Source organism: Mycobacterium arosiense ATCC BAA-1401 = DSM 45069 (genome assembly GCF_002086125.1).
GTDB classification, from domain to species: domain Bacteria; phylum Actinomycetota; class Actinomycetes; order Mycobacteriales; family Mycobacteriaceae; genus Mycobacterium; species Mycobacterium arosiense.
In genome coordinates this window covers 1-26,067 of the sequence record NZ_MVHG01000050.1, presented here as the reverse complement: position 1 = coordinate 26,067, position 26,067 = coordinate 1, and the positions used below count along the sequence as shown (strand labels likewise).

General features: G+C 68.0%; 29 protein-coding genes. 19 read left to right on the top strand and 10 right to left on the bottom strand.

The window, feature by feature from the left end:
• Positions 1 to 14 precede the first annotated feature (14 nt).
• The 8 genes from BST14_RS18100 to BST14_RS18065 all read left to right on the top strand — a co-directional run bounded on the left by BST14_RS18100 (position 15) and on the right by BST14_RS18065 (position 9,096).
• Complete coding sequence (locus BST14_RS18100; protein ID WP_083065768.1) at positions 15 to 857, top strand: CbbQ/NirQ/NorQ/GpvN family protein; 843 nt, start codon at positions 15 to 17, stop codon at positions 855 to 857.
• A gap of 99 nt (positions 858 to 956) precedes the next feature.
• On the top strand, positions 957 to 2,075 hold the full coding sequence (locus BST14_RS18095) for an ABC transporter substrate-binding protein (RefSeq protein ID WP_083065767.1): 1,119 nt from the start codon (positions 957 to 959) through the stop codon (positions 2,073 to 2,075).
• Positions 2,075 to 3,214 carry a spirocyclase AveC family protein gene (locus BST14_RS18090; RefSeq protein ID WP_083065766.1) on the top strand — a complete coding sequence of 380 codons (1,140 nt, stop codon included), beginning with the start codon at positions 2,075 to 2,077 and terminating at the stop codon, positions 3,212 to 3,214. Before BST14_RS18095 ends, BST14_RS18090 begins: the two co-directional genes overlap by 1 nt.
• Positions 3,207 to 4,208, top strand: coding sequence for an SDR family oxidoreductase (locus BST14_RS18085; RefSeq protein WP_083065765.1), 1,002 nt, complete (start codon positions 3,207 to 3,209; stop codon positions 4,206 to 4,208). The genes BST14_RS18090 and BST14_RS18085 overlap by 8 nt, the downstream gene beginning before the upstream one ends.
• 2 nt (positions 4,209 to 4,210) lie before the next feature.
• Positions 4,211 to 5,425, top strand: coding sequence for a cytochrome P450 (locus BST14_RS18080; protein WP_083065764.1), 1,215 nt, complete (start codon positions 4,211 to 4,213; stop codon positions 5,423 to 5,425).
• Between the two features lie 90 nt (positions 5,426 to 5,515).
• Positions 5,516 to 7,000 carry an aldehyde dehydrogenase family protein gene (locus tag BST14_RS18075; RefSeq protein ID WP_083065763.1) on the top strand — a complete coding sequence of 495 codons (1,485 nt, stop codon included), beginning with the start codon at positions 5,516 to 5,518 and terminating at the stop codon, positions 6,998 to 7,000.
• A 162-nt stretch (positions 7,001 to 7,162) separates the two neighbouring features.
• Positions 7,163 to 8,308 (top strand): thiolase family protein, encoded by a 1,146-nt coding sequence (locus BST14_RS18070; RefSeq protein ID WP_083065762.1) that lies wholly within the window; start codon positions 7,163 to 7,165, stop codon positions 8,306 to 8,308.
• On the top strand, positions 8,305 to 9,096 hold the full coding sequence (locus BST14_RS18065; protein WP_083065761.1) for a crotonase/enoyl-CoA hydratase family protein: 792 nt from the start codon (positions 8,305 to 8,307) through the stop codon (positions 9,094 to 9,096). The genes BST14_RS18070 and BST14_RS18065 overlap by 4 nt, the downstream gene beginning before the upstream one ends.
• A 34-nt stretch (positions 9,097 to 9,130) precedes the next feature.
• Here BST14_RS18065 and BST14_RS18060 read toward each other — a convergent pair whose 3' ends face one another.
• From BST14_RS18060 to BST14_RS18050, 3 genes are read right to left on the bottom strand one after another with little or no spacing between them, the layout of a single operon-like run.
• Positions 9,131 to 10,144 (bottom strand): NAD(P)/FAD-dependent oxidoreductase, encoded by a 1,014-nt coding sequence (locus BST14_RS18060; protein WP_083065760.1) that lies wholly within the window; start codon positions 10,142 to 10,144, stop codon positions 9,131 to 9,133.
• 52 nt (positions 10,145 to 10,196) lie between these two features.
• The gene (locus BST14_RS18055) at positions 10,197 to 10,697 is read right to left on the bottom strand and encodes an isoprenylcysteine carboxyl methyltransferase family protein (RefSeq protein WP_083065759.1); all 501 of its coding nucleotides are present in this window, start codon (positions 10,695 to 10,697) and stop codon (positions 10,197 to 10,199) included.
• Between the two features lie 20 nt (positions 10,698 to 10,717).
• Entirely contained in the window at positions 10,718 to 11,812 is a 1,095-nt protein-coding gene (locus BST14_RS18050; protein WP_083065758.1) for a type III polyketide synthase, read from the bottom strand.
• A gap of 128 nt (positions 11,813 to 11,940) precedes the next feature.
• On the opposite strand from BST14_RS18050, the gene BST14_RS18045 reads away from it, so the two are divergent.
• Together BST14_RS18045 and BST14_RS18040 are read left to right on the top strand one after the other, a co-directional pair.
• Positions 11,941 to 13,089 (top strand): NAD(P)H-binding protein, encoded by a 1,149-nt coding sequence (locus BST14_RS18045; protein ID WP_083065757.1) that lies wholly within the window; start codon positions 11,941 to 11,943, stop codon positions 13,087 to 13,089.
• Entirely contained in the window at positions 13,086 to 13,808 is a 723-nt protein-coding gene (locus BST14_RS18040; RefSeq protein WP_083065756.1) for a CPBP family intramembrane glutamic endopeptidase, read from the top strand. Before BST14_RS18045 ends, BST14_RS18040 begins: the two co-directional genes overlap by 4 nt.
• Here BST14_RS18040 and BST14_RS18035 read toward each other — a convergent pair whose 3' ends face one another.
• Together BST14_RS18035 and BST14_RS18030 are read right to left on the bottom strand one after the other, a co-directional pair.
• Entirely contained in the window at positions 13,809 to 15,173 is a 1,365-nt protein-coding gene (locus tag BST14_RS18035) for a DUF2867 domain-containing protein (protein ID WP_083065755.1), read from the bottom strand.
• Between the two features lie 89 nt (positions 15,174 to 15,262).
• Positions 15,263 to 16,075, bottom strand: coding sequence for an enoyl-CoA hydratase (locus tag BST14_RS18030; RefSeq protein WP_083065754.1), 813 nt, complete (start codon positions 16,073 to 16,075; stop codon positions 15,263 to 15,265).
• A 117-nt stretch (positions 16,076 to 16,192) separates the two neighbouring features.
• Between BST14_RS18030 and BST14_RS18025 the strand changes: the two genes are divergently transcribed.
• Together BST14_RS18025 and BST14_RS18020 are read left to right on the top strand one after the other, a co-directional pair.
• A complete protein-coding gene (locus BST14_RS18025) occupies positions 16,193 to 17,275 on the top strand; it encodes a CaiB/BaiF CoA transferase family protein (RefSeq protein WP_083065753.1) in 1,083 nt (360 codons plus the stop codon).
• Between the two features lie 49 nt (positions 17,276 to 17,324).
• Positions 17,325 to 18,089, top strand: a complete 765-nt coding sequence (locus BST14_RS18020) for a 3-hydroxyacyl-CoA dehydrogenase (protein ID WP_083065752.1) — start codon at positions 17,325 to 17,327, stop codon at positions 18,087 to 18,089.
• Between the two features lie 140 nt (positions 18,090 to 18,229).
• Here BST14_RS18020 and BST14_RS31430 read toward each other — a convergent pair whose 3' ends face one another.
• Complete coding sequence (locus BST14_RS31430) at positions 18,230 to 18,352, bottom strand: hypothetical protein (RefSeq protein WP_003878506.1); 123 nt, start codon at positions 18,350 to 18,352, stop codon at positions 18,230 to 18,232.
• A gap of 311 nt (positions 18,353 to 18,663) precedes the next feature.
• Here BST14_RS31430 and BST14_RS18015 point away from each other — a divergent pair, with 311 nt between their 5' ends.
• Both BST14_RS18015 and BST14_RS18010 read left to right on the top strand, forming a co-directional pair.
• A complete protein-coding gene (locus tag BST14_RS18015; RefSeq protein ID WP_083065751.1) occupies positions 18,664 to 21,009 on the top strand; it encodes an MMPL family transporter in 2,346 nt (781 codons plus the stop codon).
• A gap of 64 nt (positions 21,010 to 21,073) precedes the next feature.
• Positions 21,074 to 21,703: a class I SAM-dependent methyltransferase gene (locus BST14_RS18010; protein ID WP_083065750.1), complete on the top strand. Its 630-nt coding sequence runs from the start codon at positions 21,074 to 21,076 to the stop codon at positions 21,701 to 21,703.
• A 12-nt stretch (positions 21,704 to 21,715) separates the two neighbouring features.
• Here BST14_RS18010 and BST14_RS18005 read toward each other — a convergent pair whose 3' ends face one another.
• Positions 21,716 to 22,429, bottom strand: coding sequence for an NAD-dependent deacylase (locus BST14_RS18005; protein ID WP_083065749.1), 714 nt, complete (start codon positions 22,427 to 22,429; stop codon positions 21,716 to 21,718).
• A gap of 37 nt (positions 22,430 to 22,466) precedes the next feature.
• Here BST14_RS18005 and BST14_RS18000 point away from each other — a divergent pair, with 37 nt between their 5' ends.
• The gene (locus BST14_RS18000; RefSeq protein ID WP_083065748.1) at positions 22,467 to 22,832 is read left to right on the top strand and encodes an Rv1152 family transcriptional regulator; all 366 of its coding nucleotides are present in this window, start codon (positions 22,467 to 22,469) and stop codon (positions 22,830 to 22,832) included.
• Between the two features lie 45 nt (positions 22,833 to 22,877).
• On the opposite strand, the gene BST14_RS17995 is transcribed toward BST14_RS18000, so the two are convergent.
• Positions 22,878 to 23,399 carry a DUF1697 domain-containing protein gene (locus tag BST14_RS17995; RefSeq protein WP_083065775.1) on the bottom strand — a complete coding sequence of 174 codons (522 nt, stop codon included), beginning with the start codon at positions 23,397 to 23,399 and terminating at the stop codon, positions 22,878 to 22,880.
• A 74-nt stretch (positions 23,400 to 23,473) separates the two neighbouring features.
• Here BST14_RS17995 and BST14_RS17990 point away from each other — a divergent pair, with 74 nt between their 5' ends.
• Positions 23,474 to 23,917, top strand: a complete 444-nt coding sequence (locus BST14_RS17990) for a PPOX class F420-dependent oxidoreductase (protein WP_083065747.1) — start codon at positions 23,474 to 23,476, stop codon at positions 23,915 to 23,917.
• Positions 23,918 to 23,968: 51 nt separating this feature from the next.
• Positions 23,969 to 24,190 (top strand): DUF5302 domain-containing protein, encoded by a 222-nt coding sequence (locus BST14_RS17985; protein WP_083065746.1) that lies wholly within the window; start codon positions 23,969 to 23,971, stop codon positions 24,188 to 24,190.
• 32 nt (positions 24,191 to 24,222) lie between these two features.
• Here BST14_RS17985 and BST14_RS17980 read toward each other — a convergent pair whose 3' ends face one another.
• A complete protein-coding gene (locus tag BST14_RS17980) occupies positions 24,223 to 24,756 on the bottom strand; it encodes a nuclear transport factor 2 family protein (RefSeq protein WP_083065745.1) in 534 nt (177 codons plus the stop codon).
• A 90-nt stretch (positions 24,757 to 24,846) separates the two neighbouring features.
• Here BST14_RS17980 and BST14_RS17975 point away from each other — a divergent pair, with 90 nt between their 5' ends.
• Positions 24,847 to 25,419, top strand: coding sequence for an HhH-GPD-type base excision DNA repair protein (locus tag BST14_RS17975; RefSeq protein ID WP_083065744.1), 573 nt, complete (start codon positions 24,847 to 24,849; stop codon positions 25,417 to 25,419).
• A 28-nt stretch (positions 25,420 to 25,447) separates the two neighbouring features.
• Positions 25,448 to 25,594, top strand: a complete 147-nt coding sequence (locus BST14_RS17970; RefSeq protein WP_007169078.1) for a hypothetical protein — start codon at positions 25,448 to 25,450, stop codon at positions 25,592 to 25,594.
• Between the two features lie 62 nt (positions 25,595 to 25,656).
• Here BST14_RS17970 and BST14_RS17965 read toward each other — a convergent pair.
• On the bottom strand, positions 25,657 to 26,067 hold a 411-nt coding region (locus BST14_RS17965), incomplete at its 5' end, for an Rv1157c family protein (RefSeq protein WP_438502182.1).

Here is a 26,067-nt window from a genome sequence, read left to right as displayed (position 1 = left end):
GCAGAAGGGAAGCGATGGCCAACGAGTCGGGGCTTGCTTACTTCAACCGAGGGACCCCCGAAGGGGAGGCCGTGCGGCCCTACTACCAAGCGGTCGGCAGCGAAGAGGCGGTTTTCAAGGCGGCCTACCGGCAGGGCCTGGCGCTGGTCCTCAAGGGTCCGACGGGGTGCGGCAAGACGCGATTCGTCGAGGCGATGGCCCACGACCTCGGGCGCCCGCTGATCACCGTCGCCTGCCATGACGACCTCACCACCGCCGACCTGGTCGGCCGCTACCTGCTGCGCGGTGACGAGACGGTGTGGGTGGACGGCCCGCTGACCCGGGCGGTGCGGGAAGGGGCGATCTGCTACCTCGACGAGGTGGTCGAAGCCCGCCAGGACACCACGGTGGTGCTGCACCCGCTCGCCGACCACCGGCGGCAGCTGCCAATCGAGCGACTCGGCGTCACGCTGGACGCCGCGCCCGGATTCGGCCTGGTGGTGTCCTACAACCCCGGCTACCAGAGTGTGCTGAAGGATCTCAAGGACTCGACGCGGCAGCGGATGGTGGCCATCGAATTCGGTTTTCCCACAACCGATATCGAGGAGGGCATCGTCGCGCACGAGGCGGGGGTGGACGGCGCGACCGCGGCCGAGCTGGTCCGCTTCGGGCAGGCCATCCGCCGGCTGGAAGCCGGCGGGCTGCGCGAGGTGGCGTCGACGCGGGTGCTGATCGCCGCGGGCAGGCTGGTCGCCGAGGGGTTGAGCATGCGAGACGCGGCCCGGGCCGCGATAGCGGGCCCGCTGACCGACGACGCGGCGGTGGGCAAGGCGCTGGGCGAAATGATCGAGATCTATCTCGCGCCGGATGGGTCCTAGGGGTCCGATGATTGACGCTGCATACCGCCCTCGCTAGGGTCTGAACAAATATTAGGTTTGCTGAAATCGGGGCGCGTGAGTTTATTACCTGGAGGTCGGATGTCCTACGAGAGCAGCGCTGAGCCGATCAAGGTCGGCTATTTGATGGACTTCAAGCTCCCGCCGGGCTTTCCCGAAGACCTGTTCGCCTCCTTCACCCGGACTTTCGAGCTCATCTTCGAGGAAGCCGTCGCCCAGGGTCTGATGGACCGGCCGGTGCAGATGATCTATCGCGAGGCCGAGGGTTTGCCCAAGGGTTCGGTCAAGGCGGTGATCGACGCGTATGGCGAACTGGTCGACGAGGGCTGCCTGGTGGTCTTCGGTCCGAACATCACCGACAACTGCGTGCCGTTGCGGGAAGCGATCGAGGAACGATTCAAGGTCCCCGCGATCAGCGTGACCGGCACCGACGACTGGCTGGGCGACTGGACCTTCGCCTTCCCGCAGGGATCCATGACCGACGAGCCGATCTTCTTGGCCGACCTCATCGCCAAGCGCGGACTCGCCGAGATCGGTGTGCTGGTCGAGCAGAGCCTGATTGGACAGAGTTACCTGACGAACCTGCGAAGTGCGTGCCGCCGCAAAGGTATTCGGATCGTCGCGGAAGTTGCCATCGCGCAGACCGCTCAGGACATCAACGCCGCGGTGCAGACGCTGCAGGAGGCGAAGGCCGAGGCGATCGTGCACCTGGGCTTCGGCTTCGGCATCGTCTTCGTCAACCCGGCGCTCGAGTCCCTCGGCTGGGACCCGCCCCGCTTCACCACGACGGCGTGGCAGAACGCCTGGGTCAATCCCACCATGTGGAAGGCGTTCCTGGGCTGGACCGGGGTGGACCAGTACGACGAGGCGAACCGGATCGGCCAGGACTTCCTGGACCGTTACGCGAAGAAATACAACGGCAGCCGCCCCGAATATTGCGTGACGGTGGTCAACCGCGACGTCGCGGCCACGCTGGTGCGCGCGTTCACCGACGCACATCCCCTCAGTCCCCGGGGCGTCAAGGAGGCGCTGGAGCGGGTGAAAATGATGCCGGCCGCCTCCGGCGCGCCCGGCACCAGGGTGTCGTTCGGCAAGTGGACGCGCCGCGCCTGGATGGGCGCCGGCTACCTGGTGGCGCGGACCCTCGACGCCGACGGCGTCAACTCGCACCTGGTGGATCGCTTCGGCGAGGAAGACTGATGTCCACAGAACAGTCCGTGCCGCTGACGACAGACGACAAACCCGTCGCACCGGGCGGCCACAAGCGCGGCTGGGGCGGTTGGATCGCCGGCGCGGCCCTGGCCGCCTTCGCGTTGTTCTTCATCGCGAATTGCCGTGTGGCCCTTGACCCACGCGTCGCGAACCCAGGCGTGCAGGGTCGGCCGCGCCCGGTGAAGTTCGCGTTCGGGCTGGACTACATCGGCTTCCTGGACTGGGCCACGGTGGTGGCGCTGATCGTGTTGTCGCTCGTCTTCATCGGGGGGTGGCGCCGCAATCCCGGTAGCCCGGTGATGTTGATGTTCTTGTGTACGACGCTGATCGTGTGGCAGGACCCGATCATGAACTGGTCGCCGTTCGCGGTCTACAACCCCGATCTCGTGCACTGGCCGGAATCCTGGCCGCTGGTGTCGTTGTCGCCGACGGTCGAGCCGTTCGTGGTGTTCGGCTACGTGATGTTCTACTTCGGCCCCTACTTCCCGGCGGTCTGGTTGCTGCGCATGCTGCAGGCGAAGTGCGGGCCCACGAGTTATGTGGCGCGACATCCGTTGGTCAGCCTGGGGCTGATCACGCTGGTGATCGGGTTCGTCTTCGATGCCTTCCTGGAAAACATCCTGATCCACTGGGGCATGTACATCTATTCGCAGGTGATCCCGTGGGGATCGGTGTTCACCGGCACCACCTTCCAGTTCCCGCTGATCTGGGAGTCGTTCTCGGTGTGCTTCGTGATGGTCCCCGCGGCGATCCTGTGCTATCGCGACGACACCGGTAAGTCCGTGGCGGAAAAGCTTGCCGCGAAAGCGAAGTTGTTCCCGACGCGACCGGTGCTGGGCACCTTCCTGGTGATGTTCGTAATTATCAACGTGTCGTACTTCGCCTACGGCGGCTGGTTCTGGGCCATTAAGGCTAGTCACGCCGCCACATCGGTGGCCTGCCCCTGGCCGTACCCGGAGGCCAAAGTCTATGACCCGCAGGGCTTCTACGAGAAAACGGGCGCCCAGGGCCCGTACTCGGTCGGCATCTGGTCAACGTGGGCGAGCGGCGAGCCCAACGGCCGGCCCCACGTCGATCCTCCGCCGCCGGGCGAAGGCGCCTGCGCGACGGCTAGCCGGCATGGCTGAGCCGCGCACCGTCGTCATCACGGGTGCATCCCGCGGACTCGGCTTCGCGTCGGCCGTGCGGATGTACCGGGAAGGGTGGCGCGTTGTCGCGGCCATGCGCACTCCCGACCAAGGAATGCCGCTGCTGCGCAAGGCTATTCAGGATCGTGGCCTGCCCGCCCCCGACGGCGACAGGTTGATCGGCGTCCAGCTCGACCTGACCGACGGCGCGTCGATCGCCGCGGCGGCCAAGTCGATCGAAGAGGCCGTGGGCGCACCGTACGCACTGGTGCACAACGCGGGCATCTCGGCCGCCGGGATGGTGGAGGAGACCGATATGGCGTTGTGGCAGCGCATGCTCGCCACCAGCGTCCTCGGCCCGGTCACGCTCACCCAAGCGTTATTGCCGTCGATGCGAGCGGCGGGCCAGGGGCGAATCGTGTTGGTGTCCAGCGCGGCCGGGGTGCGCGGCCAGCCCGCCACCGCGCCGTACTCGGCGGCCAAGGGGGCGCTGGAGCGGTGGGGGGAATCGATGGCGTGCGAGATCGCGCCGTTCGGCATCGGCGTCACCGTCCTGGTGGCCGGCACGTATGACACCGAGATCATCACCGACGCCGGCACCACCGATGACCGCAACTTCGGTGGCCCGTACGCCCGGTTGCACAACACCATGAACGACCGGGGCAGGGCCGCGATGAAACTCGCCAGGCCACCCGAAAAGTTCACCGACGGCCTGCTCAAGGCGATCCAAGATCAGGGAGCGTTCCGCCGCCGGGGCGTCGGACCGGACGCCTCGATGCTGTTGCTGGCCAACAGGATCCTGCCGGCGGCGGGGATGCACCACGTGTCGCGGATCGTGCTGGGCATACCCCGACGGGGGTCGATGCGCGATGGCGCGTGGCCGCTGACGACAAGTCAGAAGGCGATGGTTGCTGCCGCGCGTGTTGTCCCGCAGCCGGTGCTGCAGCGCCTGGGGTCGCTGGCGGCGAAACGCCGCAAAGGAAATGAGGGGTAGAAATGGAACAGCTTTTCGACGATCTGGAGGACTTCGGCGCCTTCGACGATGCGGTCTCCGGGGACGTGCGCGACCCGTACACCGAACTGGCCCGGCTGCGCCGTGAGGAACCGATCCAGCGCCTGGACACCTCCGGGATGCCGCATGAGGAATCCAAGCCCGTCTTCATCGTCTACCGCCACGAGGAAGCCCAGCAGATGCTGCGCGCCAACGAGACGTTCTCCTCGGCGGCCGTCATCGCCGCGTTCGGCCCCGTCCTGGGCGAGCGGGTCATGCTCGGCATGGACGAGCCGATCCACGGCCGGTTGCGGTCGCTGGTGTCAAAGGCGTTCTCGCAGAAGGCCTTGGCGCGCTGGGAGGACGAGCTGGTCGGACGCGTGGCCAATGGCCTCATCGACAAGTTCGCCGCCAACGGCAGGGCGGACCTGGTCAAGGAGTTCACCTTCGACTATCCCAGTCAGATCATCGCCGGCCTGCTCGGCCTGCCCGAGGAGGACTACCCGCAGTTCCAGCGTTGGTCCATCTCGCTGCTGAGCTGGATCCTGAACCCGGAACGCGGACTCGCCGCATCGGCGGCGCTGTGCGACTACTTCGCGCCCATCCTGGCGGCCCGCCGCGCCGAACCGAAGGACGATCTGATCAGCGCGCTGGCCCGGGCGGAGATCGACGGCGAGAAGCTCGAGGACGAGGAGATTTACTCCTTCCTGCGCCTGCTGCTGCCCGCCGGAGTGGAAACCACTTACCGCGCGCTGGGCAACCTGCTGCTCGCGCTGCTGTCCGATCCCAGACAGCTCGAGGCCATTCGCGCGGACCGTTCACTGCTGCCGCAGGCCATCGAGGAGGGCGTGCGGTGGGAACCGCCGCTGCTGACGATCACCCGGGTCGCCACCCGCGACACCGAACTCGGCGGGGTGCCGATCCCGGCCGGGTCGAGCGTGATGCCGATGCTGGGCGCCGCCAACCGGCAGGCGGACCGCTACCCCGAACCGGACGCCTTCAACATCTTCCGGTCGCCGAAGAGCCACCTGGGCTGGGGGCACGGCGTGCACGTCTGCCTCGGCATGCACCTGGCGCGCCTCGAGATGCGCACCGCCATCAACCTGCTGCTCGACCGATTGCCGAATCTTCGGCTGGACCCCGAGGGGGGCGACCCCCACATCCGCGGCCAGGTCTTCCGGTCACCGACGTCGGTTCCGGTGCTGTTCGACCCCCGATAAGCAGCCCGGCAGCGGTTGCAGCTTGCCAATCGGCTAGTTTCCGGTAAGGCTCTCCGTAGCCCCTCAACGATCCAGAAGAGAGTGACAGATATGACTGAGGCTGTAAAGGTCCGCTTCGAGCCGAAGATGATGATCGATGGCAAGCTCGTCGACGGGCAAGCCGGCACGTTCACCAACATCAATCCGGCGACCGAAGAGCCGCTCGGCGAGGTGGCCGACGCCTCGAAGGAGGACATGCACCGGGCCATCGACGCCGCCCGGCGCGCCTTCGACGAGACCGACTGGTCGACCAACCGCGAACTGCGCAAGCGCTGCCTGTTGCAGCTGCACGAGGCGATCGAATCGGAGAAGGAGGAACTGCGGGAGGAGCTCATCCTCGAGGTCGGCTCCCCCCGGGCCATCACGTTCGGGCCTCAGCTGGACGCCCCACTGGAAGACGGGTTGCGCTACCCGGCCCGGCTGATTGACGAATACGCCTGGGAAACCGACCTGGGCGACAAGGTGATCAGCCTGACCGGCGCGCTGACCACCCGCAAGGTGTGGCGGGAACCGGTCGGAGTCGTCGGCGCCATCGTGCCCTGGAACTTCCCCTTCGAGGTCACCCTCAACAAGCTGGGCCAGGCACTGGGCACCGGCAACACGGTGGTGCTCAAGCCCGCACCGAACACGCCGTTCAACGCGACCCGGCTGGGCCGGCTCATCGCGGAGAAGACCGACATCCCGGCCGGCGTCGTCAACGTCGTCACCGCCTCGGACCATTTCGTGGGTGAGGAGCTGACGCTGTCGCCGAAGGTCGACCTGATCTCGTTCACCGGTTCGACGGTGGTGGGCAAGCGGATCATGGAAAAGGGCGCGGCCACCATGAAGCGGCTGTTCCTCGAACTCGGCGGCAAGTCGGCAACCATCGTCTTGGAGGACGCGGACTTCGGCACGGCATGCATGGTCGGCATCGCGCCGTGCATGCACGCCGGTCAGGGTTGCGCGAACCCCACCCGGTTGCTGCTGCCGCGGTCCCGCTACGACGAGGGCGTCGCGATCCTCAAGAACATCTACGAGAACGTGACGTGCGGCGACCCGCAGGACCCCGCGACGCTGTGCGGGCCGGTGATCTCACAGCGGCAGTTCGACCGCGTGACGGGTTACATCAAAAAGGGGGTCGAAGAGGGCGCCACGGCGCTGGTCGGCGGCCCCGGCGCCGAAACCGGCTTCGACAAGGGATATTTCATTCGGCCAACCCTTTTCACCAACGTCGACAACAAGATGACCATCGCGCAGGAGGAGATCTTCGGCCCGGTGCTCTCGGTCATCCCGTTCGACGACGAACAGGACGCGATCCGGATCGCCAACGACAGCGTGTATGGGTTGGCCGGCAACGTGTTCGCCGGTTCGCTCGAGCGTGCGCTGTCGGTGACCCGCCGCATCAAGGCCGGCTTCATGGGCGTCAACGGGGGTGCCCCTTACGGTGCCGACACGCCGTTCGGCGGCTATAAGGAAAGCGGTGTGGGCCGCCAGAACGGTGTGGCCGGATTCGACCAGTACACCGAGATCAAGTCGGTCGCCTACCCGGCCGGCTGAAGACGGCTAACTGCCGCGAGCGTGCGCGTCTGTACCGCGACACGCCGCGCGCAGCGACATTCTGTGCACGCTCGCCGGCGGCTGCCCGCACCCCCGGCCTTGGGCCGTCCAACCCTTGGTTGACAATCGATGCAAGACCCACACGTCAAAGGAGACATCACCATGGCTGAAGCCGTCATCGTCGAGGCCGTCCGCTCACCGCTCGGCAAACGCAACGGAGGCCTGTCGGGTGTGCACCCGGCCGACCTGTCCGCGCAGGTCCTCAACGGGCTGGTCGACAAGGCCGGTATCGACCCGGGAATCGTCGATGACGTCATCTGGGGCTGCGTGATGCAGGCCGGTGAGCAGGCCCTCGACATCGGCCGCACCGCGCTGCTGGCCGCCGGCTGGCCCGAGACCGTGCCCGGCGTGACCGTCGACCGCCAGTGCGGGTCGAGCCAGCAGTCCATCCACTTCGCCGCCGCGGGCGTGGTGGCCGGACACTACGACGTCGTCGTCGCGGGCGGCGTCGAGTCGATGTCACGCACGCCGATGGGATCGTCGCTGGCCAACGGCGGCAACCCGTACCCGCAGGCCTTCAAGGACCGCTACCACCGGACGCCGAACCAGGGCATCGGTGCCGAGATGATCGCCGAGCAGTGGGGCTTCGACCGACTCGCGCTCGATGAGTTCTCGCTGGGATCACACGAAAAGGCCGCCGCCGCACAGGATTCCGGAGCCTTCGACGACCAGATCGTGGGCATCAAGGATCAGGACGGCAACGTCGTGCTCAAGGACGAAGGCATCCGCCGCGGCACCCCGATGGAAAAGATGGCGTCGCTGAAGCCGGCCTTCAAGGAGGACGGCGTGATCCACGCCGGCAACTCCTCGCAGATCACCGACGGCTCGGCGGCACTCCTGTTTATGTCGGCGGAGAAGGCGAAGGAATTGGGCCTCACGCCGATCGCCAAGGTGCACACCGCGGTGCTGGCGGGCGCCGACCCGGTGATCATGCTGACGGCGCCCATCCCGGCGACGCAGAAGGCGCTCAAGAAGTCCGGTCTGTCCATCGGCGACATCGGGGCCTACGAGGTCAACGAGGCGTTCGCGCCCGTCCCGCTGGCGTGGCTGAAAGATATTGGGGCCGACGAGAAGAAGCTCAACCCCAACGGCGGCGCCATCGCGTTGGGTCATCCGCTCGGCGGATCCGGCGCCCGGATCATGACCACCCTGCTGTATCACATGCGGGACAAGGGAATTCAATACGGACTGCAGACCATGTGTGAAGGTGGCGGCCAGGCCAACGCCACCATCGTGGAACTGTTGTGATCCAGACGCCGGGCGCCCTGGCCGAGCGCCGGGGCAACGTGATGGTGATAACCATCAACCGGGCGGAAGCGCGCAACGCGGTGAACGCCGCCGTCAGCATCGGCCTCGGCGATGCGCTCGAAGAGGCGCAGCACGACCCCGAGGTGCGGGCGGTGGTGGTCACCGGCGCCGGTGACAAGTCGTTCTGCGCCGGGGCCGACCTCAAGGCGATCGCGCGCCGGGAGAACCTGTATCACCCCGACCATCCCGAGTGGGGCTTCGCCGGATACGTGCATCACTTCATCGACAAGCCCACAATCGCGGCGGTGAATGGTACCGCCCTGGGCGGTGGCACCGAGCTGGCGTTGGCCAGCGACCTGGTGGTGGCCGACGAGCGCGCGCAATTCGGCCTGCCCGAGGTCAAGCGCGGGCTGATCGCCGCCGCGGGCGGCGTGTTCCGCATCGTCGAGCAGTTGCCCCGCAAGGTGGCGATGCGGTTGCTGCTGACCGGTGAACCGCTCAGCGCGGCCGCCGCCTGCGAATGGGGCCTGATCAACGAGGTCGTCGCCCAGGGCTCGGTGCTGGACGCCGCGCTGGCCCTGGCCGAGCGCGTCACCGTCAACGCGCCGTTGTCGGTGCAGGCCAGCAAGCGGGTCGCCTACGGCGTCGACGACGGTATCGTCGTCGGTGACGAACCGGGGTGGGAGCGCACCATTCGCGAGATGAAGGCCCTGATCAGGTCCGAGGATGCCAAAGAGGGACCGCTGGCGTTCGCCGAGAAGCGGGAGCCGGTCTGGAAGGCGCGCTGACTGTCCGGACTCACGGGCGTCGGCGGCCGACGAGCTAATGCGCCAGGATGTTGACCCCGCGGCCGAACACCGCGGGTAGCAGCGCGCACGCCGGGACGACCGCGCGACGTACCGGCCGCGGTGTGCTGGCCAGCACCAACGTGCGGGTGAGCAGCCGGTAATCTTGGGTGATCCGGTGCCACGCCTTCTCGTATGAGGCGGGCCGCTCGTTGACGATGGCGTCGACTGCCGCGGCGGACTGCTTGAGCGCCAGGCTGATGCCCTCGCCGGTAAGCGCGTCCTCGTAGCCGGCCGCGTCCCCGACCAGCAGCACACGACCCGCGACCCGCCGCGAAACCACCTGCCGCAAGGGGCCGCAGCCGCGGGGCCGCCCGGGGCCGGCGCCGTGCAGCTGGCGGGCCAGCCGCGGGAACCACGCCGGGTCGGCCCGGCCGCGCGACAGGATGGCGACACCGACCAGGTCCGGCTCGACCGGTGTCACGTAGGCCTCGCCCCACCGCGACCAGTGCACCTCGACGAATTCCGACCAGGCCGGCACCCGGTAGTGCCAACGCACGCCGTAGCGCCGCGGCGTCCCCGCGGTCGCGGTGATGCCGACGGCACGCCGCACCTGCGAATGCAGCCCGTCGGCGGCGACCAACCATTTCGCGCGCACACCGGCGGCCGCGACGCCGTGGGCGTCTTGCGCCACATCTTTCACCCGCGTGCGGATCCAGTCGGTGCCCTGCTCCTTGGCGCGCGCGGCCAGTGCCGCGTGCAACGTCGTGCGGCGCACGCCGCGTCCCGGCCCGCGGCGAAACCGCGCCTGCGCTCGTTGGCGTTCACTCACGTACGCGATCCCGCGAAAGGGCATGCCGACGGGATCCACACCCAGCGAGGTCAATTCGGCCAAGCCGCCCGGCATCAGCCCCTCGCCACACGCCTTGTCGATGGGACCGTCGCGCGGCTCGGCCACGATCACCGAAAGTCCTTGGCGGCGAGCGTGTAACGCTGTCGCCAGCCCGCCGGGCCCGCCGCCGACGATCAACAGGTCCGCGTCGTAGGACATGAACGCCGCTCCTCCTCATCGCTTCGCTCTGCATCGTCGCCGGCGCGGCCGGTCACGTGTAGCCCAACGCGGAGTTCTCCACTTGCAGGCGCACCCTGAGCAATGCGGCGTTGGCCAGCGTGAACAGGGCCGCGGTCAGCCACGCCGTGTGCACCAGCGGCAACGCCAACCCTTCGGCCACCACTGCAACATAGTTCGGATGGTGCAGCCAGCGGTAGGGACCCTGACGCACCAGCGGCGCCTGCGGCAGTACGATCACCCGGGTGTTCCACCGTCGGCCAAGCGTCGTGATGCACCACCAGCGCAACGCCTGGCTGGCCATCACTACCGCCAGCATCGGCCAGCCCAGCCACGCGATGAAGGGCCGGTGCAGCGCCCACGGCTCCACCAGGCAGCCGACCAGCAACGCGGTGTGAATGGTCACCATCACCGGGTAGTGGGATCGGCCAAACTCCTTGGCGCCCTGCGTAAACGACCATCGCGCATTGCGGGTAGACACCACCAGTTCCGCCACGCGCTCGAGCCCGACCGCCAGCACCAGCAGGTAATACATGGCTACAGTCTTTACCAGCCCTACCAGGCCAGCAGCACCAGCTCGGAGCAGAACGCCGGGCCCATCGCGATCATCAGCCCGATCGAGCCCGGCGGGGGCGGGTCGGCGATGTTGGCCGCGAGCACATCGAGCACGGAGACCGACGAAAGATTGCCGTTCTCGCGCAACGAGTTTCGTGTGTGGTCGAGAGCGTCCGGGGGAAGGTCCAGTACGCTCTCGACGGCCTCTATCACCCGCGGGCCGCCCGGGTGGCATACCCAGGTCGTCACATCGCGCGGAATCAGCCCGTGGTCGGCGAGGAAATCGCGGACGTCGTCGCCCAGGTACTTCTCGGCGATGGTGGCGACGTCGGCGGACAGCACGATCCGAAAGCCTTCGCCGCCGATCTTCCAGCCCATGATGTCCTCGGTATCGGGATAGAGATGGCTGCGGGTGGCCAGCACGCGGGGGCCGGTGTGTTCCCGCCCGGCGCGGCTGGCGCCTTCGGTGATCACCGCTGCCGCCCCGTCCCCGAACAGGCTGGTGGCGACGAGATTGGCGACCGACTTGTCTTGCCGTTGAACGGTCAGCGAACACAACTCCACCGCTAGCAGTGCGGCCGTGTGATCGGGGAACGCGCGCAGATAGTCGTGCATGCGCGCCACGCCGGCCGCGCCGGCCACACAGCCCAGGCCGAACAGCGGGACGCGTTTGACGTCGGGTCGCAGCCCGACCCGCGTTGCCAGCCGCGCCTCCAGCGTGGGAACCGCCAGCCCGGTGACCGTCGTGGAGAACACGATGTCGAGCTCCGATGGCTTGATTTTGGCCTCGTCCAGCGCGGCCACCAGCGCCTGCTCGCCCAGGTCCAGCGCGACCTCGAGATAGGCGTCGTTGGCCTCGGTGAATCCGCTCAGCTCGCGGTAGCGCGGCAGCCGCAACGCGGTATTGCGGAACTCGACCCCGCTGCTCGATGCGAAACGCCGGAAGTCCGGACCGGCGATGTCGGTAAGCGCGCGGATTGCTTCGCTTTGGGTATAGCGATTGAGTGGAAACCTCACCGCAACCCCGGCAATGGACGGATCTTTCAGCGCGATGCTTGACGAGCCGGCGAATTCACGGCTTCCCCCATGGTTCATGTAGGGGTGACGGTGCCGCGGCACCGCCGGTTCAAATGAACACCGTGCGGGCGTCCCGCTTCGCGCGGTTGCCCTACTCCTGCGCACGCCGCGAGCGGCGCGCGGCGCGGTCCGGTTAGGGTCGGGGTATGCGGGCTCTGGTCACCGGTGCCACCGGTTATGTGGGATCACGGCTGGTCACCGCCCTGCTGATGGATCGGCATCAAGTGGCGGCCGCCACCCGAAACCCGGCGCGCCTCAAGCGTTTCGGGTGGTTCGACGACGTCACACCGGTGAAGCTGGATGCCGCCGACACCGCATCGCTGGCCGCGGCGTTCGCCGGCTGCGGGCCGGTCGACGTGGCGTATTACCTGGTGCACGCGATCGGTCAGCCGGGTTTTCGCGATGCGGACAAGACCGCGGCGACAAACTTCGCGGCGGCGGCCCGCGACGCCGGGGTGCGCCGCATCGTCTACCTGGGCGGCTTCGTGCCCGCCGACGAAGACCTGTCCGAGCACCTGAGCAGCCGTGCCGAGGTGGCCGAGGCGCTCACCATCCCGGACGGCCCCGAGCTGGTGTGGCTGGGCGCGGCGATCATCATCGGCGCGGGCTCGACGTCATTCGAGATGATGCGCTACGTAGGCGACCGTTTCCCGCTGATCCCCATCCCGAGCTGGATGGACAACCCGATCGACCCCATCTCCATCCGTGATGTGCTGCACTATCTCGTCGCCGCCGCCGACCCGGACCTGGTGCCCGCCGGCGCGTACGACATCGCCGGCCCCGAGACCACGTCCTACCGGGACCTGCTCAAGGCGTACGCGCGCGTCTCCGGTCGCTGGCACACCGGACTGCCGGTCGGCAGGATCGACACCACGCTGGCGTCGCTGATCACCGGCATCGCGCTGCCCGTGCCGCAGAAATTGGCGGGCGATCTGGTCGAATCGCTGGACCACCCGATGGTGGCCTCGGCCAGCGGCCTGCGCGATCGGGTTCCCGACCCGCCCGGCGGCCTGCTGGGCGTCGACGAATCCATCGCCCTGGCCCTGGCCGGCCAGTCCAGGCACCGGCCGCGTCCGGTCAACGCCCTGGCCGACCCGCACGACCTCGCCGACACCGATCCCGCCTGGGCGGGTGGCGACGCGCTGCGCATCCGCCGACTCGCCCGTCGGGTCACCCCGCCGGTCGTGCGGCCGACCCTGGGGCTGGTGAACATGGTTCCCGGTCCGGTGGCGGGAGCGGTGCGCACCGGCCTCGACATCCTGATCGCCCTGACCCCGAAGGTGCGTCCCGCATGAGCCAGTCGACGAGCCCGTATCACACCGGCGTCTTCACCGAGTTGCGCCGGGCGGTCACCAACGTTGCTGTGCCGCATAACGAATCGCCGGCCGTCGTGCAGCGTCGACGCATCGTCGTCGCGATCACGCTGGTGATCGGCGCGGCGGTGTTGGGGTACTCGATGCGGCGCCATCCGGGAGAGTCCAGCTGGTACTGGTTGACCCTGGCGCTGGCGGGGGTGTGGACCGCCGGGGCGCTGACCTCCGGACCGCTGCACCTGGGCGGCATCTGTTGGCGGGGCCGTAACCAGCGGCCGGTCATCACCGGTACCACCGTCGGGCTGCTGGTGGGCGGCGCGTTCGTGGCGGGCGGCCTGATCGCCCGGGAGATCCCGGCCGTCGCGTCGTTGATCACCCGGGTGCTGCTCTACGCCCATCAAGGGTCTTATCTGCTGGTCGTCTTGATCACCGTGATCAACGCCGTCGCCGAGGAGTTGTTTTTTCGCGGAGCGCTCTACACCGCGCTGGGCCGCAACCACCCGGTGCTGATCTCGACCGTGTTGTACACCGCCGCGACGATGGCCAGCGGCAACCCCATGCTCGGCTTCGCGGCGCTCATCCTCGGAACGGTGTGCGCGCTGGAGCGCCGCGCCAGCGGCGGCGTGCTGGCCCCGGTGCTCACGCACTTCGTCTGGGGACTGATCATGGTGCTGGTGTTGCCGCCGATGTTCGGGGTCTGATCACCCCTGCGCGGCCGCGACGACCTCGCGCGCCAGCGCGCCGAACGCGGCCACCCGCAGCGGCCACACCACCAACCGGTACACCCGGCCGGCGACCCCGCTCGGCACGAAGATCGCCCGTTGCGTGTAGCGGCTGCCCCCGCCGTCCTGCGGTCGCACCGTGATTTCCAGCCACGCCCGCCCGGCGGGACGTGCCTCCGAGCGCAACCGCAGGAGGTCGCCGGGGTCGCTTTCCTCGACGCTCCAGCCCGTGAGTGGCAGACGTCGCCGCCACCGGCCGTTGGTGGTGGCGTCGCGGGCCGCCGACCAGACCTCGCGGGGTTCGGCGGCCGTCGTCGCGGTCCGCACATCGGTGTAGACGATGTGGCCCGCCCAGTCGGGGTCGCTGGGCAGCGGCTCGGCCGGCTCGGAGCGCAGCGACGACCAGGACGCATCCGGCAAGCCGCGGCCGGCGCGGTGCAGCGCCAACTCGACCGCGCGACGGTACCCGGTCAGCCCGCCCGGCGGCGGCGCGATGATGGTGTCGATGTCCGAATTGTGCATCACCGCATCGCATTCCAGCGATTCGACCAGCGGTCGCGCCAGCCCGGACGGAATCGGGGTCACGGTGCCCACCCACAGGCTGGCGATCGCCGGGGTCAGGAATGGCAGCACGAACAGGTAGCGCTTGCCCAACCCCGCGGCCTCGGCGTAGACCCGCATCATGTCGCCGTATTCGAGCACGTCGGGCCCGCCGACGTCCCAGGTGCGCGACTCCGGGACCGTGGCCGTCGCCGCCGCGGCCAGGTAATACAGCACGTCGCGCACCGCGATCGGCTGAATCTTGTTGTGCACCCATTTCGGCGTGGTCATCACCGGCAACCGGTCGGTGAGGTGCCGGATCATTTCGAAGGACGCCGACCCCGAGCCGATGACCACCCCGGCCTGCAACACCACGGTCTCGATCCTGGAGTCGATCAACGCTTCTCCGACCGCCTTTCGCGACGCGAGATGCGGTGAGAGATCGCTCTTTTCGGGATGCAACCCGCTCAGATACACCACCCGCCGCACCCCGGCGCGCCGCGCGGCCGTCACGACGTTGTTGGCGGCGCGGGTTTCCTCGGCGGCGAAATCTTTCGAGGCGCCCATCGAGTGGACGAGGTAGTACACCACGTCGATGCCGTCGAACGCGGCGACCAGCGAATCGACGTCACCGAGGTCCCCGCGCGCGACCTCCGCTCGTTGTCGCCACGGCACCTGCGCCAGCTTGTCGGGGGTGCGCGCCAAGGCACGGACGTGGTGGCCCTCGTCCAATAGCCGGGGCACCAGGCGTCCGCCGATATAGCCGGTCGCTCCGGTCACCAGGCACCGCACCTGTTCGGTCATCGCTCCTCCGTCGTTTGTCGAGAGTCTGACGGGCAGGATTACCGCATCGCAGCGGGATTAAGCGTGGCGGCCGATCGGCGCGACAATCGTCAGCGATCGGTGAAGTTGGCGGCGCGTCGCTGTTGGAAGGCCGTTGCGCCCTCGACGAAGTCGGCGGATTTCAGCAGCACAGACTGGCCGTCGAACTCGCGCTGCAGGGCCGGATCCAATTGGGTCAGCGTGGCCGCGTTGATCGCCAGCTTGGTCTTGCCGAAGGCCACCGCCGGACCACCCAGCAACCGGGCGATCACCTTGTCCACCTCGGCGTCGAAATCGTCGACCGGATAGACCGCGGTGACCAGGCCCCACGACAACGCCTCGGCGGCCGTCAGCCGCTCCGGAAGCAGCGCCATCTGCATGGCCCGGATGCGGCCGATCGCGGCCGCCACCAACGCCGACGCTCCGCCGTCGGGCATCAACCCGATCTTGGTGAAGGCGAGCATGAAAAATGCGCCCTCCGAAGCCAATACGACGTCACAGGCGAGCGCGATCGAGACGCCGACGCCGGCCGCGGGTCCCTGGACCACGGCGACCACCGGGTGCGGCAGCGCGGTGATCGCGCGCACCAGCCGGTTGATCTCGACGATGATCCGGTCCGGCGGGACGCCGCCATCGTCGGAGACGTCGTCCGCGCTGATGCCCGCACCGGAGCAAAAGCCGCGCCCGGCGCCGCCGATCCGCACCACCTTGACCTCGGGGTCGGTGGCCGCGTGCTCCAGCGCGTCGGCGATGCCGGTGATCACCGGAATCGTCAGCGAATTCAGGCTGTCGGGCCGGTTGATGGTCACCGACAACACGCCGTCGGACAGCGTGACGTCAAGGCCTGCGACGGGGGCGAGGGTGGCGATCGCGGATGAAGGCATGGGCTCACCATAAGTGACCGGGGTGCGCGGCCCTCCGGCACGGCTGCGAAGATGTCGAACGACCGGTTGTTCGGTAGCGAACGGTCGACGTAAGAGCGGACGAAAGGTCGGTGGATCGTGGCTGGACCGTTGAAGGGACTGCGTGTTGTCGAGTTGGCCGGCATCGGCCCCGGACCACACGCCGCGATGATCCTGGGGGATCTGGGCGCGGACGTGGTGCGCATCGATCGCCCGTCCTCGGGGCCCGGGGGAGTCGCCAAGGACGCCGCAATGCGCAACCGCCGCGTCGTGACCGCCGATCTGAAGTCCGACGAAGGCCGCGCGCTCGTCCTCAAACTGATCGCCAAGGCGGATGTGTTGATCGAGGGCTACCGCCCGGGCGTCACCGAGCGGCTCGGCCTGGGCCCCGACGACTGCGCGAAGGTCAACGACCGGCTGGTGTACGCGCGAATGACCGGCTGGGGCCAGACCGGCCCGCGCAGTCAGCAGGCGGGTCACGACATCAACTACATCTCGCTCAACGGCATCCTGCACTCCATCGGCCGGGCGAACGAACGGCCGGTCCCGCCGCTGAACCTGGTCGGTGACTTCGGCGGCGGCTCGATGTTTCTGCTGCTCGGCATCCTGTCGGCGCTGTGGGAGCGGCAGGCCTCGGGCAAGGGACAGGTCGTCGACGCCGCGATGGTGGACGGCTCCAGCGTGCTGGTCCAGATGATGTGGCAGATGCGGGCGTCGGGCATGTGGACCGACGCGCGCGGGACCAACCTGCTCGACGGCGGCGCGCCCTACTACGACACCTACGAATGCGCCGACGGGCGCTACGTCGCGGTCGGCGCCATCGAGCCGCAGTTCTATGCCGCGATGCTGACCGGCCTCGGCCTGGATAACGCCGACCTGCCCGGGCAGAACGACGTCGGCCGCTGGCCCGAACTGCGGGCCGTCCTGACCGAGAAGTTCGCCAGTGCCGACCGCGACCACTGGGCCAAGGTGTTCGCCGACTCCGACGCGTGCGTGACGCCGGTGCTGGCCTTCGGCGAGGTGCAGACCGAGCCGCACATCACCGAGCGGAACACGTTCTACGAGGTCGACGGCGGACTGCAGCCGCTGCCGGCGCCGCGGTTCTCTCGCACCGCGCCGGAGACGCCGCGTCCGGCGACACCGGTGACCGACGCCGAAGCGGTGCTCAACGACTGGGTATAGTCCCGACCAACCAGTTGGCTGGAATGCAGGGAATCAAGGAAGGACCGGAATGGAGATCAAAGACGCCGTTGCCGTCGTCACCGGGGGAGCGTCGGGGTTGGGCCTGGCCACCACCAAGCGACTGCTCGACCGCGGTGCCCAGGTGGTGGTCATCGACCTGCGCGGCGAGGAAGCCGTCCGTGAGCTGGGGGATCGCGCGCGCTTCGTGGAGGCCGACGTCACCGATGAGGCCGCCGTCGGCAAGGCGCTGGACGCCGCCGAGTCGATGGGTGCGCTTCGCATCAACGTCAACTGTGCCGGCATCGGCAACGCCATCAAGACGCTGTCCAAGGATGGGCCCTTCCCGCTGGACGGCTTCAAGAAGGTGATCGGGGTCAACCTGATCGGCACCTTCAACGTGCTGCGGCTGGCCGCCGAGCGCATCGCCAAGACCGAACCGCTGGGTCCCGAAACAAGCCCAGAGCGTGGCGTCATCATCAACACCGCCTCGGTCGCCGCGTTCGAGGGCCAGATCGGGCAGGCCGCGTACTCGGCGTCCAAGGGCGGCGTGGTCGGCATGACCCTGCCGATCGCGCGCGACCTGTCGCGCGAGCTCATCCGCGTGGTGACCATCGCGCCGGGGCTGTTCAAAACCCCGCTGCTGGGTTCGCTGCCCGAGGAGGCGCAGGCCTCGCTGGGCAAGCAGGTGCCACACCCCGCGCGGCTGGGCGATCCCGACGAGTACGGCGCCCTGGCGGTCCACATCGTCGAGAACCCGATGCTCAACGGCGAGGTCATCCGCCTGGATGGCGCCATTCGCATGGCGCCCCGCTGAGCCGCATCCCGTCCGGCAAAACGAAAGCCCCCCGCATCGGCGGGGGGCTTTCTTTATCAGGCTCAGTGATTACTTGCGGAACCATCGACTGACGTTGGGTTCGGCCATCAACAGGCGTGCGAGCATGCTCATGATCTGCCTCAGCTCGCGGCTTGCAGTTCGTCGAACTGCTCCGAGGTCTCGCCTTCCACCAGGACGTCGCCGTGGTAGAGGGCTTCGAAGTCAACCTTGATGACGTCGGCACTTGTGTCGTCGATCCACATGACACTGAGCGTATGGGCCACCATTAAGGAATCTTTGAGTCACGATTCGGAAAACCTTGGCAATTTACCGGCGAGTAGGTTGACCGGCGGCCAAGCCCCGATTTGGGCCCTGAGCTGCTTAATTACGGCACATTTTTCTGGCCGGACTCTTACTGTCGGCGGGGTTTAAAACGCGGCGTTGAACGCTCGGGGCGGTCGCTTCCGTCTTTACTAACGAGCACTGTTCGACGTGTGGAAATTAGCGTTTGTTACGTTGTCGCGGACAAGCCAACGGCCAGCGCAACGGGGCACCGGCAGCGGAAGGGCTAGCAATGCTGCAAAGAATCGCCCGGGTCGCCATCAGGGCGCCCCGCCGCATCCTCGCGACCGGTGTCCTGGTCTTCATTGCCGCGGCGATCTTCGGCGTCCCCGTCGCCAAGAGTTTGTCCCCGGGCGGTTTCCAAGACCCGGACTCGGAGTCGGCACACGCCATCGGCGTGTTGAGTGACAAGTTCGGCCAGAGCGGCCAGCAGGTGCTGATCCTGGTGACGGCCCCGGGCGGCAGCGGCAGCGAGCAGGCCCGCAGAGTGGGAACCGACCTCGTCGACCAGTTGCGGCGGTCCCCGCTGGTGTACAACGTCACCTCGCCGTGGACCGCCCCGCCCGCGGCCTCGGCCGACTTGGTGAGCCGCGACGGCAAGTCCGGACTCGTCGTTGTCAACATCAAAGGCGGCGAGAATTACGCGCAGAGCAACGCCCAGACCCTGGCCGACCAGTACATCCATGACCGCGACGGCGTCGCCGTCCGCGCCGGCGGTGCGGCGATGCAGTACGCGCAGATCAACACGCAGAACCAGGCCGACCTGCTGGTGATGGAGATGATCGCGCTCCCGCTGAGCTTCCTGGTGCTGATCTGGGTGTTCGGCGGACTGCTGGCCGCGGCGTTGCCGATGGCGCTGGGCGCGCTGGCCGTCGTCGGTTCGATGTCGGTGTTGCGCCTCATCACCTTCACCACCGAAGTCTCGATCTTCGCCCTCAACCTGAGCACCGCCCTGGGCCTGGCCCTGGCCATCGACTACACCCTGCTGATCGTCAGCCGTTATCGCGACGAATTGGCCGAGGGCCACGGCCGCGAGCAAGCGCTCATCCGGACCATGGCCACCTCCGGTCGCACCGTGCTGTTTTCCGCGGTCACCGTGGCGTTGTCGATGTCGGCGACGGTGGCGTTCCCGATGTACTTCCTGAAGTCCTTCGCCTACGCCGGGGTGGCCACCGTTGCCTTCGTCGCGACCGCCTCGATCGTGATCACCCCGGCCGCGATCGTGCTGCTGGGCCCACGGCTGGACGCGTTCGACGTGCGCCGGTTCTTGCGGCGAATGCTGCCCAAAAAGAAGGCCCCGGAACCGGCGCACCGGCCCGTCCAGCAGCTGTTCTGGTACCGGTCCACCAAGTTCGTGATGCGCCGCTGGGCCCCGATCGGGCTGACGGTTGTCGCGCTGCTGTTGCTGCTCGGGTATCCGTTCCTGCGCGTGACGTGGGGTTTCCCCGACGACCGGGTGCTGCCACGGTCGGCGTCGGCGCATCAGGTCGGTGATCGGCTGCGCAACGATTTCGGGCACGACTCCGCGACGTCGGTGCCCGTCGTCATCCCCGATGCCGCCGGCCTGAACCCCACGGACTTCGACTCCTACGCCGCCGCCCTGTCCCGGGTCGCCGACGTGTCGTCGGTGTCCGCTCCCGGCGGCACCTTCTCGGCCGGCAACCGGGTGGGACCGCCGGCCGGTCCCACCGGGCTGGCCGGCGGCAGCGCCTTTCTGACCGTCAGCAGCACCGCGCCGCTGTTCTCGGCGGCGAACGACGCCCAGCTCAGGCGGCTGCACGAGGTGCCCGGACCGGCGGGCCGATCCGTCGAGATGGGTGGGGTGGCACAGGTCAACCGCGACAGCGTCGACGCCGTGACCGACCGGCTGCCGCTGGTGCTCGGGTTGATGGCGGCGATCACCTTCGTGTTGCTGTTCCTGCTCACCGGCAGCGTGCTGTTGCCGGCCAAGGCGCTGGCCTGCAATTTCTTGTCGCTGACGGCGGCGTTCGGCGCGCTGGTGTGGATCTTCCAGGACGGCCATCTCGGTGCGCTCGGCACCACGCCCAGCGGGACGCTGGTGGCCAACATGCCGGTGCTGCTGTTCTGCATCGCCTTCGGGCTGTCCATGGACTACGAGGTCTTCCTGCTCTCCCGGATCCGCGAGTACTGGCTGGCGTCGGGCGCCGCCCGACCGGCGAGGCCCACCGCGACGCGGGCCCACGCCGCCAACGACGAGAGCGTGGCGCTCGGCGTCGCTCGCACCGGCCGGGTGATCACCGCGGCAGCCCTGGTGATGTCGATGTCCTTCGCCGCGCTGATCGCGGCCCACGTCTCGTTCATGCGGATGTTCGGCCTTGGCCTGACGCTCGCCGTGTTCGCCGACGCGACCCTGGTGCGGATGGTGGTCGTGCCGGCCTTCATGCATGTGGTGGGCCGGTGGAATTGGTGGGCGCCCAAGCCCCTGGCATGGCTGCACGACCGGTTCGGCATCAGCGAGGGCCCGGGCGAAAAACCCGTGGATCATCTCGGGCCGGTCGCGGACCCCGTCGAACTGCCCGCGCCGGTGGTCGCCGAGCCGGTAGCCAATATCGGTTAACGCCGACCCCCGGGTCGTCGGGACCCTATTGTGGGCGCAAGCGAGTCGGAAGGTTCACCAAGGTATGACAACGGTCGTCGACAACCCCTTCTTCGCGCGGGTGTGGCCGGTCGTCGCCACCCATGAAGCCGAGGCGATCCGGGCGATGCGCCGGGAGAATCTGGCCGGCCTGTCGGGCCGGGTGCTGGAAGTCGGCGCGGGAATCGGCACCAACTTTCCCCACTATCCGGACTCCGTCGACGAGGTGATCGCGGTGGAACCCGAACCGCGGCTGGCGGCGCAGGCCCGCGCCGCGGCGCAGGCGGTGCCCGTCCGCGTGGTCGTCACCGGCGAGACGGCCGAAGCGTTCAGCGGCGCCGAGCCGTTCGACGCGGTGGTGTGTTCGCTGGTGTTGTGCTCGGTACGCGACCCCGAAAGCGTTCTGCGGCGGCTGTTTTCGTTGCTGCGGCCGGGCGGGGAGCTGCGCTACCTCGAGCACATCGCCAGTGCCGGTGCGCGGGGCCGCTTTCAGCGTTTCGTCGATGCGACGGTGTGGCCGCGCCTGTTCGGCAACTGCCACACCCACCGGAATACCGAACGCTCGATCGTCGAGGCGGGCTTTCACGTCGACACGTCGCGGCGCGAGTTCACGTTCCCGGCCTGGGCGCCGATGCCGGTCTCGGAGTTACTGCTCGGACGCGCGCGCCGGCCCTGACCGGCGGCCGGATCAGTTCAGCAGAGCGGGTAGCCGCTGCAGCAACCCGGGCAGCGCCTGGCTTGCGGTCTGGCGCACGCTGATCGTCACGCTGCCCGACAGCGGAGTGACGTCGGGATTGACTTCGACGACGGCGGTGCCCCGCGACAGCGCCAACTCGGCCAGCCCGGCCGCCGGATAGACGATCGCCGAGGTGCCGACCACCACCATGACGTCGGCGGCCTCGGTCGCCTCCACCGCGCGCTGCCACGGTTCTTCGGGCAGCCGCTCACCGAACCAAACGATGTCGGGTCTGATCAGCCCGCCGCAGCGGCACACCAGGGGCTCCACCTCCAGCGCCGGCTCGGGCATTTCGGGCAGCGCCCCGGAATAGGCCATACCGCAACGCGCACAACGGAATTCGAACAAGCTGCCATGCAGGTGGTGCACCGACCGGCTGCCCGCCCGCTCGTGCAGGTCGTCCACGTTTTGGGTGATGACGCTGACCTGGGCGTCGTCTTGCCAGGCGGCGATGGCTCGATGACCCGCGTTCGGTTGGACATCGGCGACCAAATAGTGGCGCCACAGATACCAGCCCCAGACGCGCTGCGGATTGTCGCGCCAGCCCTGCGTGCTGGACAGCTCGTAAGGGTCAAAGCGGGCCCACAATCCGTTCTTGTCGTCGCGGAAGGTCGGCACACCGCTCTCCGCGGAGATGCCCGCGCCGCTGAGCACCGCTACTCGCATCTCACCAACATAGCCGGGGGTGGGGGATACTGGACGCGTGGAGCTCGGTGACTGGTTGAAGGTCGACATGAAGGCGGGAAAGCCATTGTTCGACCAGCTCAGGACGCAGGTCATCGAGGGAGTTCGGGAGGGCGCGTTACCGCCCGGCACTCGCCTGCCCACCGTGCGCGATCTGGCCGGCCAGCTCGGTGTCGCCGTCAACACGGTGGCGCGCGCCTACCGCGAGCTGGAAACCGCCGCGATCATCGAAACCCGGGGCCGCTTCGGCACTTTCGTCGCGCGCTATGACCCGACCGACGCCGCGATGGCGGCCGCGGCCCGCGAGTACGTCCGCGTTGCGCGCGGACTCGGGTTGGACAAGGCCGACGCGGTGCGCTACATCGAAGCGGTGCCCGACGAGTGAGGCCGGCGCCGCCCGACGGCGAAACCCTTGGCGCCCGGGTCGTTCTCAGCGCAACACCTTGTCCAGCGTGCGCAGGTTGCGGGTGGTGGTCGACGACTTGTACCGCGGCTTACCCATCGTCTTGCCGACGCTGCTGTCCAGCGTGGCGCCCTTGGGGACCTGCCAGTAGAGCACGCCGTCACCGCGGCGGATCTTCTCGTCGGGACCGGCGTTGTCGCCCAGCGCGGCGAGCTCGTCCAGCACGGTCGCGTCGGCGACGAACGTGACGTAGGACTGATAGCCGTCGACCTCGCGCTCGAACGGATAGGCGTCGACCGCTGCGCGCACGGTGTCGATGGCGTAGGCCAGCACCCACGCGTCGTAACCGAACCGAGCGCGCAACGCGGCTTCGGCCTTCTTGCGCACCGACGCCACCCCGGCGGTCGATTCCAGCAGCACGTTGCCGGTGGCCAGGATGGTCCGGACACCGGTGAACCCGGCGTCGGTCAGCGCGGCCGCCACCTCGGTCATCTTCAGATTGACGCCCCCGACGTTGACGCCACGCAGGAACGCCGCGTACTGCGTCATGTCCCGATTCCACCAGGTCGGCCGCACAACGACCATCCCGGGCCGCCCGGCCGGGTGCGACGTAGGCTTTCGTCATGGGACGCCAAGTCTTCGACGACAAACTGCTGGCCTTGATCAGTGGGCATTCCCTCGGGGTGCTGGCCACCATCAAGCGCGACGGGCGGCCGCAGCTGTCGAACGTGAGCTATCACTTCGACCCGCGCAGCGTGGTGATCCAGGTGTCGATCACCGAGCCGCGTGCCAAGACGCGCAACCTGCGTCGGGACCCCCGCGCCTCGATCCTGGTCGACGCCGACGACGGGTGGTCGTATGCCGTCGCCGAGGGCACCGCCGAGCTGACGCCGCCGGCGGCCGCGCCCGACGACGACACCGTGGAGGCGCTGATCGAGTTGTATCGCAACATCGCCGGTGAGCACCCGGACTGGGACGAATACCGGCAAGCCATGGTAACCGACCGGCGGGTGTTGCTGACGCTGCCGATCTCACACGTCTATGGCATGCCGCCGGGCATACGGTAGCCGCGGCCGCCATGCGAACCGTATCGGCAAACCCGAGATAGGCTGCCCCCTATGGCCGCATCGAATGCCCCGCTAGGTTCGAAGCCGTCGGAGTCTTCGGGGGCTGGATCGCCCGGCCCGGACGACGACACCAAGCGCAAATTCCGTGAAGCCCTGGATCGCAAGATGGCGAAATCCTCGAGCGGGTCCGATCATATCGACGGCGCCGGCAAGCAAACGCGGGCGCACGGCGCGGCGGGCAGCCGCCGGGAATTTCGCCGCAAGAGCGGCTGACGATCCCTTGCCCGGGGGCCGAATTGACGGGGTCAGCCTTGGGGCGCAGCGAACAGGCGGACCGAGGGGTCGGCCTGTCCGGGTTGGCCGCGCAGGCTTCCTCGGGTGCTGGGGTGTCCGAAGTTCACTTGCGACGGGTCGTTCTGGTATGCCCAATCCGCCACGATGGTGCGTTGCCTGAACTTCCAGCGGCCCTCGTGTTTGGCGTAGGTGTCCAGGTACCGCCCGCCGATGATGACGTCGATGTTGCGCTCGGGGCCGGCGAAGGTGTGAAACACCAGGCAATAGATCTCGCCGCGGGCCGCGTCGCGTTCCACGACGAAGTTCGTGGTGGTGATGTTGTGTTGGGAGACAAGCACATACGGTTCGGCGGCCCGTAGTTGCGCGACGAACTGTTCGACGCCGCCGTCAGAAAACGAGCCGTGCGAGTCCGTCGCGTCGGGGTGATACAGCCCGCGAAGGGCGTCGTAGTCGGCGCGGTCGACGGCCCGGCAATAGGCGGTGACGAGCTGCTGCAGTTCGTCGCGGGCCAGCATCAGTGCCAACTTGGCCTCATCCACCACCACGCCACGATAACGCGGTCATTGCCGGTGAGTAATCTTGCGACCAATGGGTCCCCGGTCCCTGGGTGCTGCGCGAAAGGAAGATCGTTGACGGTGAAACTTTGCCTCGCTCAAGATCCGGAAGCCGACCAGCTGCTCGACGAGAGTCCGTTGGCGTTGCTCATCGGGATGGTTCTGGATCAACAGGTCCCCTTCGAGACGGCGTTCGCCGGACCGAAGAAGATCGCCGACCGGATGGGCAGCTTCGACGCCGCCGAAATTGCGGACTACGATCCGGACAAGTTCGCCGCGCTGTGCTCGCAAACCCCTGCGATACACCGCTTTCCGGGGTCGATGGCCAAGCGCATCCAAACGCTGGCGCAGATCATCGTGGACCGCTACGACGGCGATGCGGCCGGACTGTGGACGGCGGGCGACCCCGACGGGCCCGAGCTGCTGCGGCGGATCAAGGGATTGCCGGGATTCGGGGACGTGAAGGCGAAGATCTTCTTGGCTCTGCTGGGCAAGCAGTACGGCGTCACCCCGAAGGGCTGGCGCGCCGCGGCGGGGGACTTCGGCCGGGCGGGCTCGCACATCTCCGTCGCCGATATCGTCGATGCCCAGTCGATGGGGAAAGTGCGCGCGTACAAAAAGCAGATGAAAGCAGCGGCCAAAGCGGCGAAGTAGCAGGTCAACAGAAGGGAAGGGCGGCAACGTGAAGACACACCTGACGTGTCCGTGCGGCGAAGCCATCGTCGGCAAGGACGAGGACGAACTGGTCGAGTTGACCCAGGCGCACCTCGCCAGCGTTCATCCTGGCCTCGAGTACGACCGCGACGCCATCCTGTTCATGGCGTACTAGCCAGAACGCGCGTGCCCCCGGTCGGGACACGCGCGTTCAAGGCGGTGAGGCGGTGCGGTCTGCTACGGCACCACCGTCGAGCCGATCGTGGGCATGAACTGGCACTGCTTTTCTTTGGTGGTGACCTGCCCGAAGATCGTCGACATGATGCTGCCCGAGCCGGTGTCGGCGATCGCGCTCAACGTCGTCGGACCGTCGGGGTTGATGTCCGGACGCGGCTTGAGCGCGACGGTCCCCGACTTGCCGGTGGTCAGGTTCACCCAGGTGACATTCAGCGGCAGCTTCTGCACATCGGCGGGTCCGGGCGTGCCGACCGCGGTGAAGACGTAGGCGGTCTGGCCGGGCCCGGGGCCGGGCAGCGGAATCTTGGCCGGCCCCGCCACCGACAGCGCGGTGGCGATGGCACTGGTGCCGTCCGCCAGGCAGTTGGTGCCGATGGACGGATACAGGAAGTCCTGTGTGGGCGGCGTGTC

What these genes read in the sequence shown, in the direction of transcription:
- BST14_RS18100 (WP_083065768.1), top strand. Translation starts at nt 15, where the DNA reads ATGGCCAACGAGTCGGGGCTTGCTTACTTCAACCGAGGGACCCCCGAA.
- BST14_RS18095 (WP_083065767.1), top strand. Translation starts at nt 957, where the DNA reads ATGTCCTACGAGAGCAGCGCTGAGCCGATCAAGGTCGGCTATTTGATG.
- BST14_RS18090 (WP_083065766.1), top strand. Translation starts at nt 2,075, where the DNA reads ATGTCCACAGAACAGTCCGTGCCGCTGACGACAGACGACAAACCCGTC.
- BST14_RS18085 (WP_083065765.1), top strand. Translation starts at nt 3,207, where the DNA reads ATGGCTGAGCCGCGCACCGTCGTCATCACGGGTGCATCCCGCGGACTC.
- BST14_RS18080 (WP_083065764.1), top strand. Translation starts at nt 4,211, where the DNA reads ATGGAACAGCTTTTCGACGATCTGGAGGACTTCGGCGCCTTCGACGAT.
- BST14_RS18075 (WP_083065763.1), top strand. Translation starts at nt 5,516, where the DNA reads ATGACTGAGGCTGTAAAGGTCCGCTTCGAGCCGAAGATGATGATCGAT.
- BST14_RS18070 (WP_083065762.1), top strand. Translation starts at nt 7,163, where the DNA reads ATGGCTGAAGCCGTCATCGTCGAGGCCGTCCGCTCACCGCTCGGCAAA.
- BST14_RS18060 (WP_083065760.1), bottom strand. Translation starts at nt 10,144, where the DNA reads ATGTCCTACGACGCGGACCTGTTGATCGTCGGCGGCGGGCCCGGCGGG.
- BST14_RS18055 (WP_083065759.1), bottom strand. Translation starts at nt 10,697, where the DNA reads ATGTATTACCTGCTGGTGCTGGCGGTCGGGCTCGAGCGCGTGGCGGAA.
- BST14_RS18050 (WP_083065758.1), bottom strand. Translation starts at nt 11,812, where the DNA reads ATGAACCATGGGGGAAGCCGTGAATTCGCCGGCTCGTCAAGCATCGCG.
- BST14_RS18045 (WP_083065757.1), top strand. Translation starts at nt 11,941, where the DNA reads ATGCGGGCTCTGGTCACCGGTGCCACCGGTTATGTGGGATCACGGCTG.
- BST14_RS18040 (WP_083065756.1), top strand. Translation starts at nt 13,086, where the DNA reads ATGAGCCAGTCGACGAGCCCGTATCACACCGGCGTCTTCACCGAGTTG.
- BST14_RS18035 (WP_083065755.1), bottom strand. Translation starts at nt 15,173, where the DNA reads ATGACCGAACAGGTGCGGTGCCTGGTGACCGGAGCGACCGGCTATATC.
- BST14_RS18030 (WP_083065754.1), bottom strand. Translation starts at nt 16,075, where the DNA reads ATGCCTTCATCCGCGATCGCCACCCTCGCCCCCGTCGCAGGCCTTGAC.
- BST14_RS18020 (WP_083065752.1), top strand. Translation starts at nt 17,325, where the DNA reads ATGGAGATCAAAGACGCCGTTGCCGTCGTCACCGGGGGAGCGTCGGGG.
- BST14_RS31430 (WP_003878506.1), bottom strand. Translation starts at nt 18,352, where the DNA reads ATGTGGATCGACGACACAAGTGCCGACGTCATCAAGGTTGACTTCGAA.
- BST14_RS18015 (WP_083065751.1), top strand. Translation starts at nt 18,664, where the DNA reads ATGCTGCAAAGAATCGCCCGGGTCGCCATCAGGGCGCCCCGCCGCATC.
- BST14_RS18010 (WP_083065750.1), top strand. Translation starts at nt 21,074, where the DNA reads ATGACAACGGTCGTCGACAACCCCTTCTTCGCGCGGGTGTGGCCGGTC.
- BST14_RS18005 (WP_083065749.1), bottom strand. Translation starts at nt 22,429, where the DNA reads ATGCGAGTAGCGGTGCTCAGCGGCGCGGGCATCTCCGCGGAGAGCGGT.
- BST14_RS17995 (WP_083065775.1), bottom strand. Translation starts at nt 23,399, where the DNA reads ATGACGCAGTACGCGGCGTTCCTGCGTGGCGTCAACGTCGGGGGCGTC.
- BST14_RS17990 (WP_083065747.1), top strand. Translation starts at nt 23,474, where the DNA reads ATGGGACGCCAAGTCTTCGACGACAAACTGCTGGCCTTGATCAGTGGG.
- BST14_RS17985 (WP_083065746.1), top strand. Translation starts at nt 23,969, where the DNA reads ATGGCCGCATCGAATGCCCCGCTAGGTTCGAAGCCGTCGGAGTCTTCG.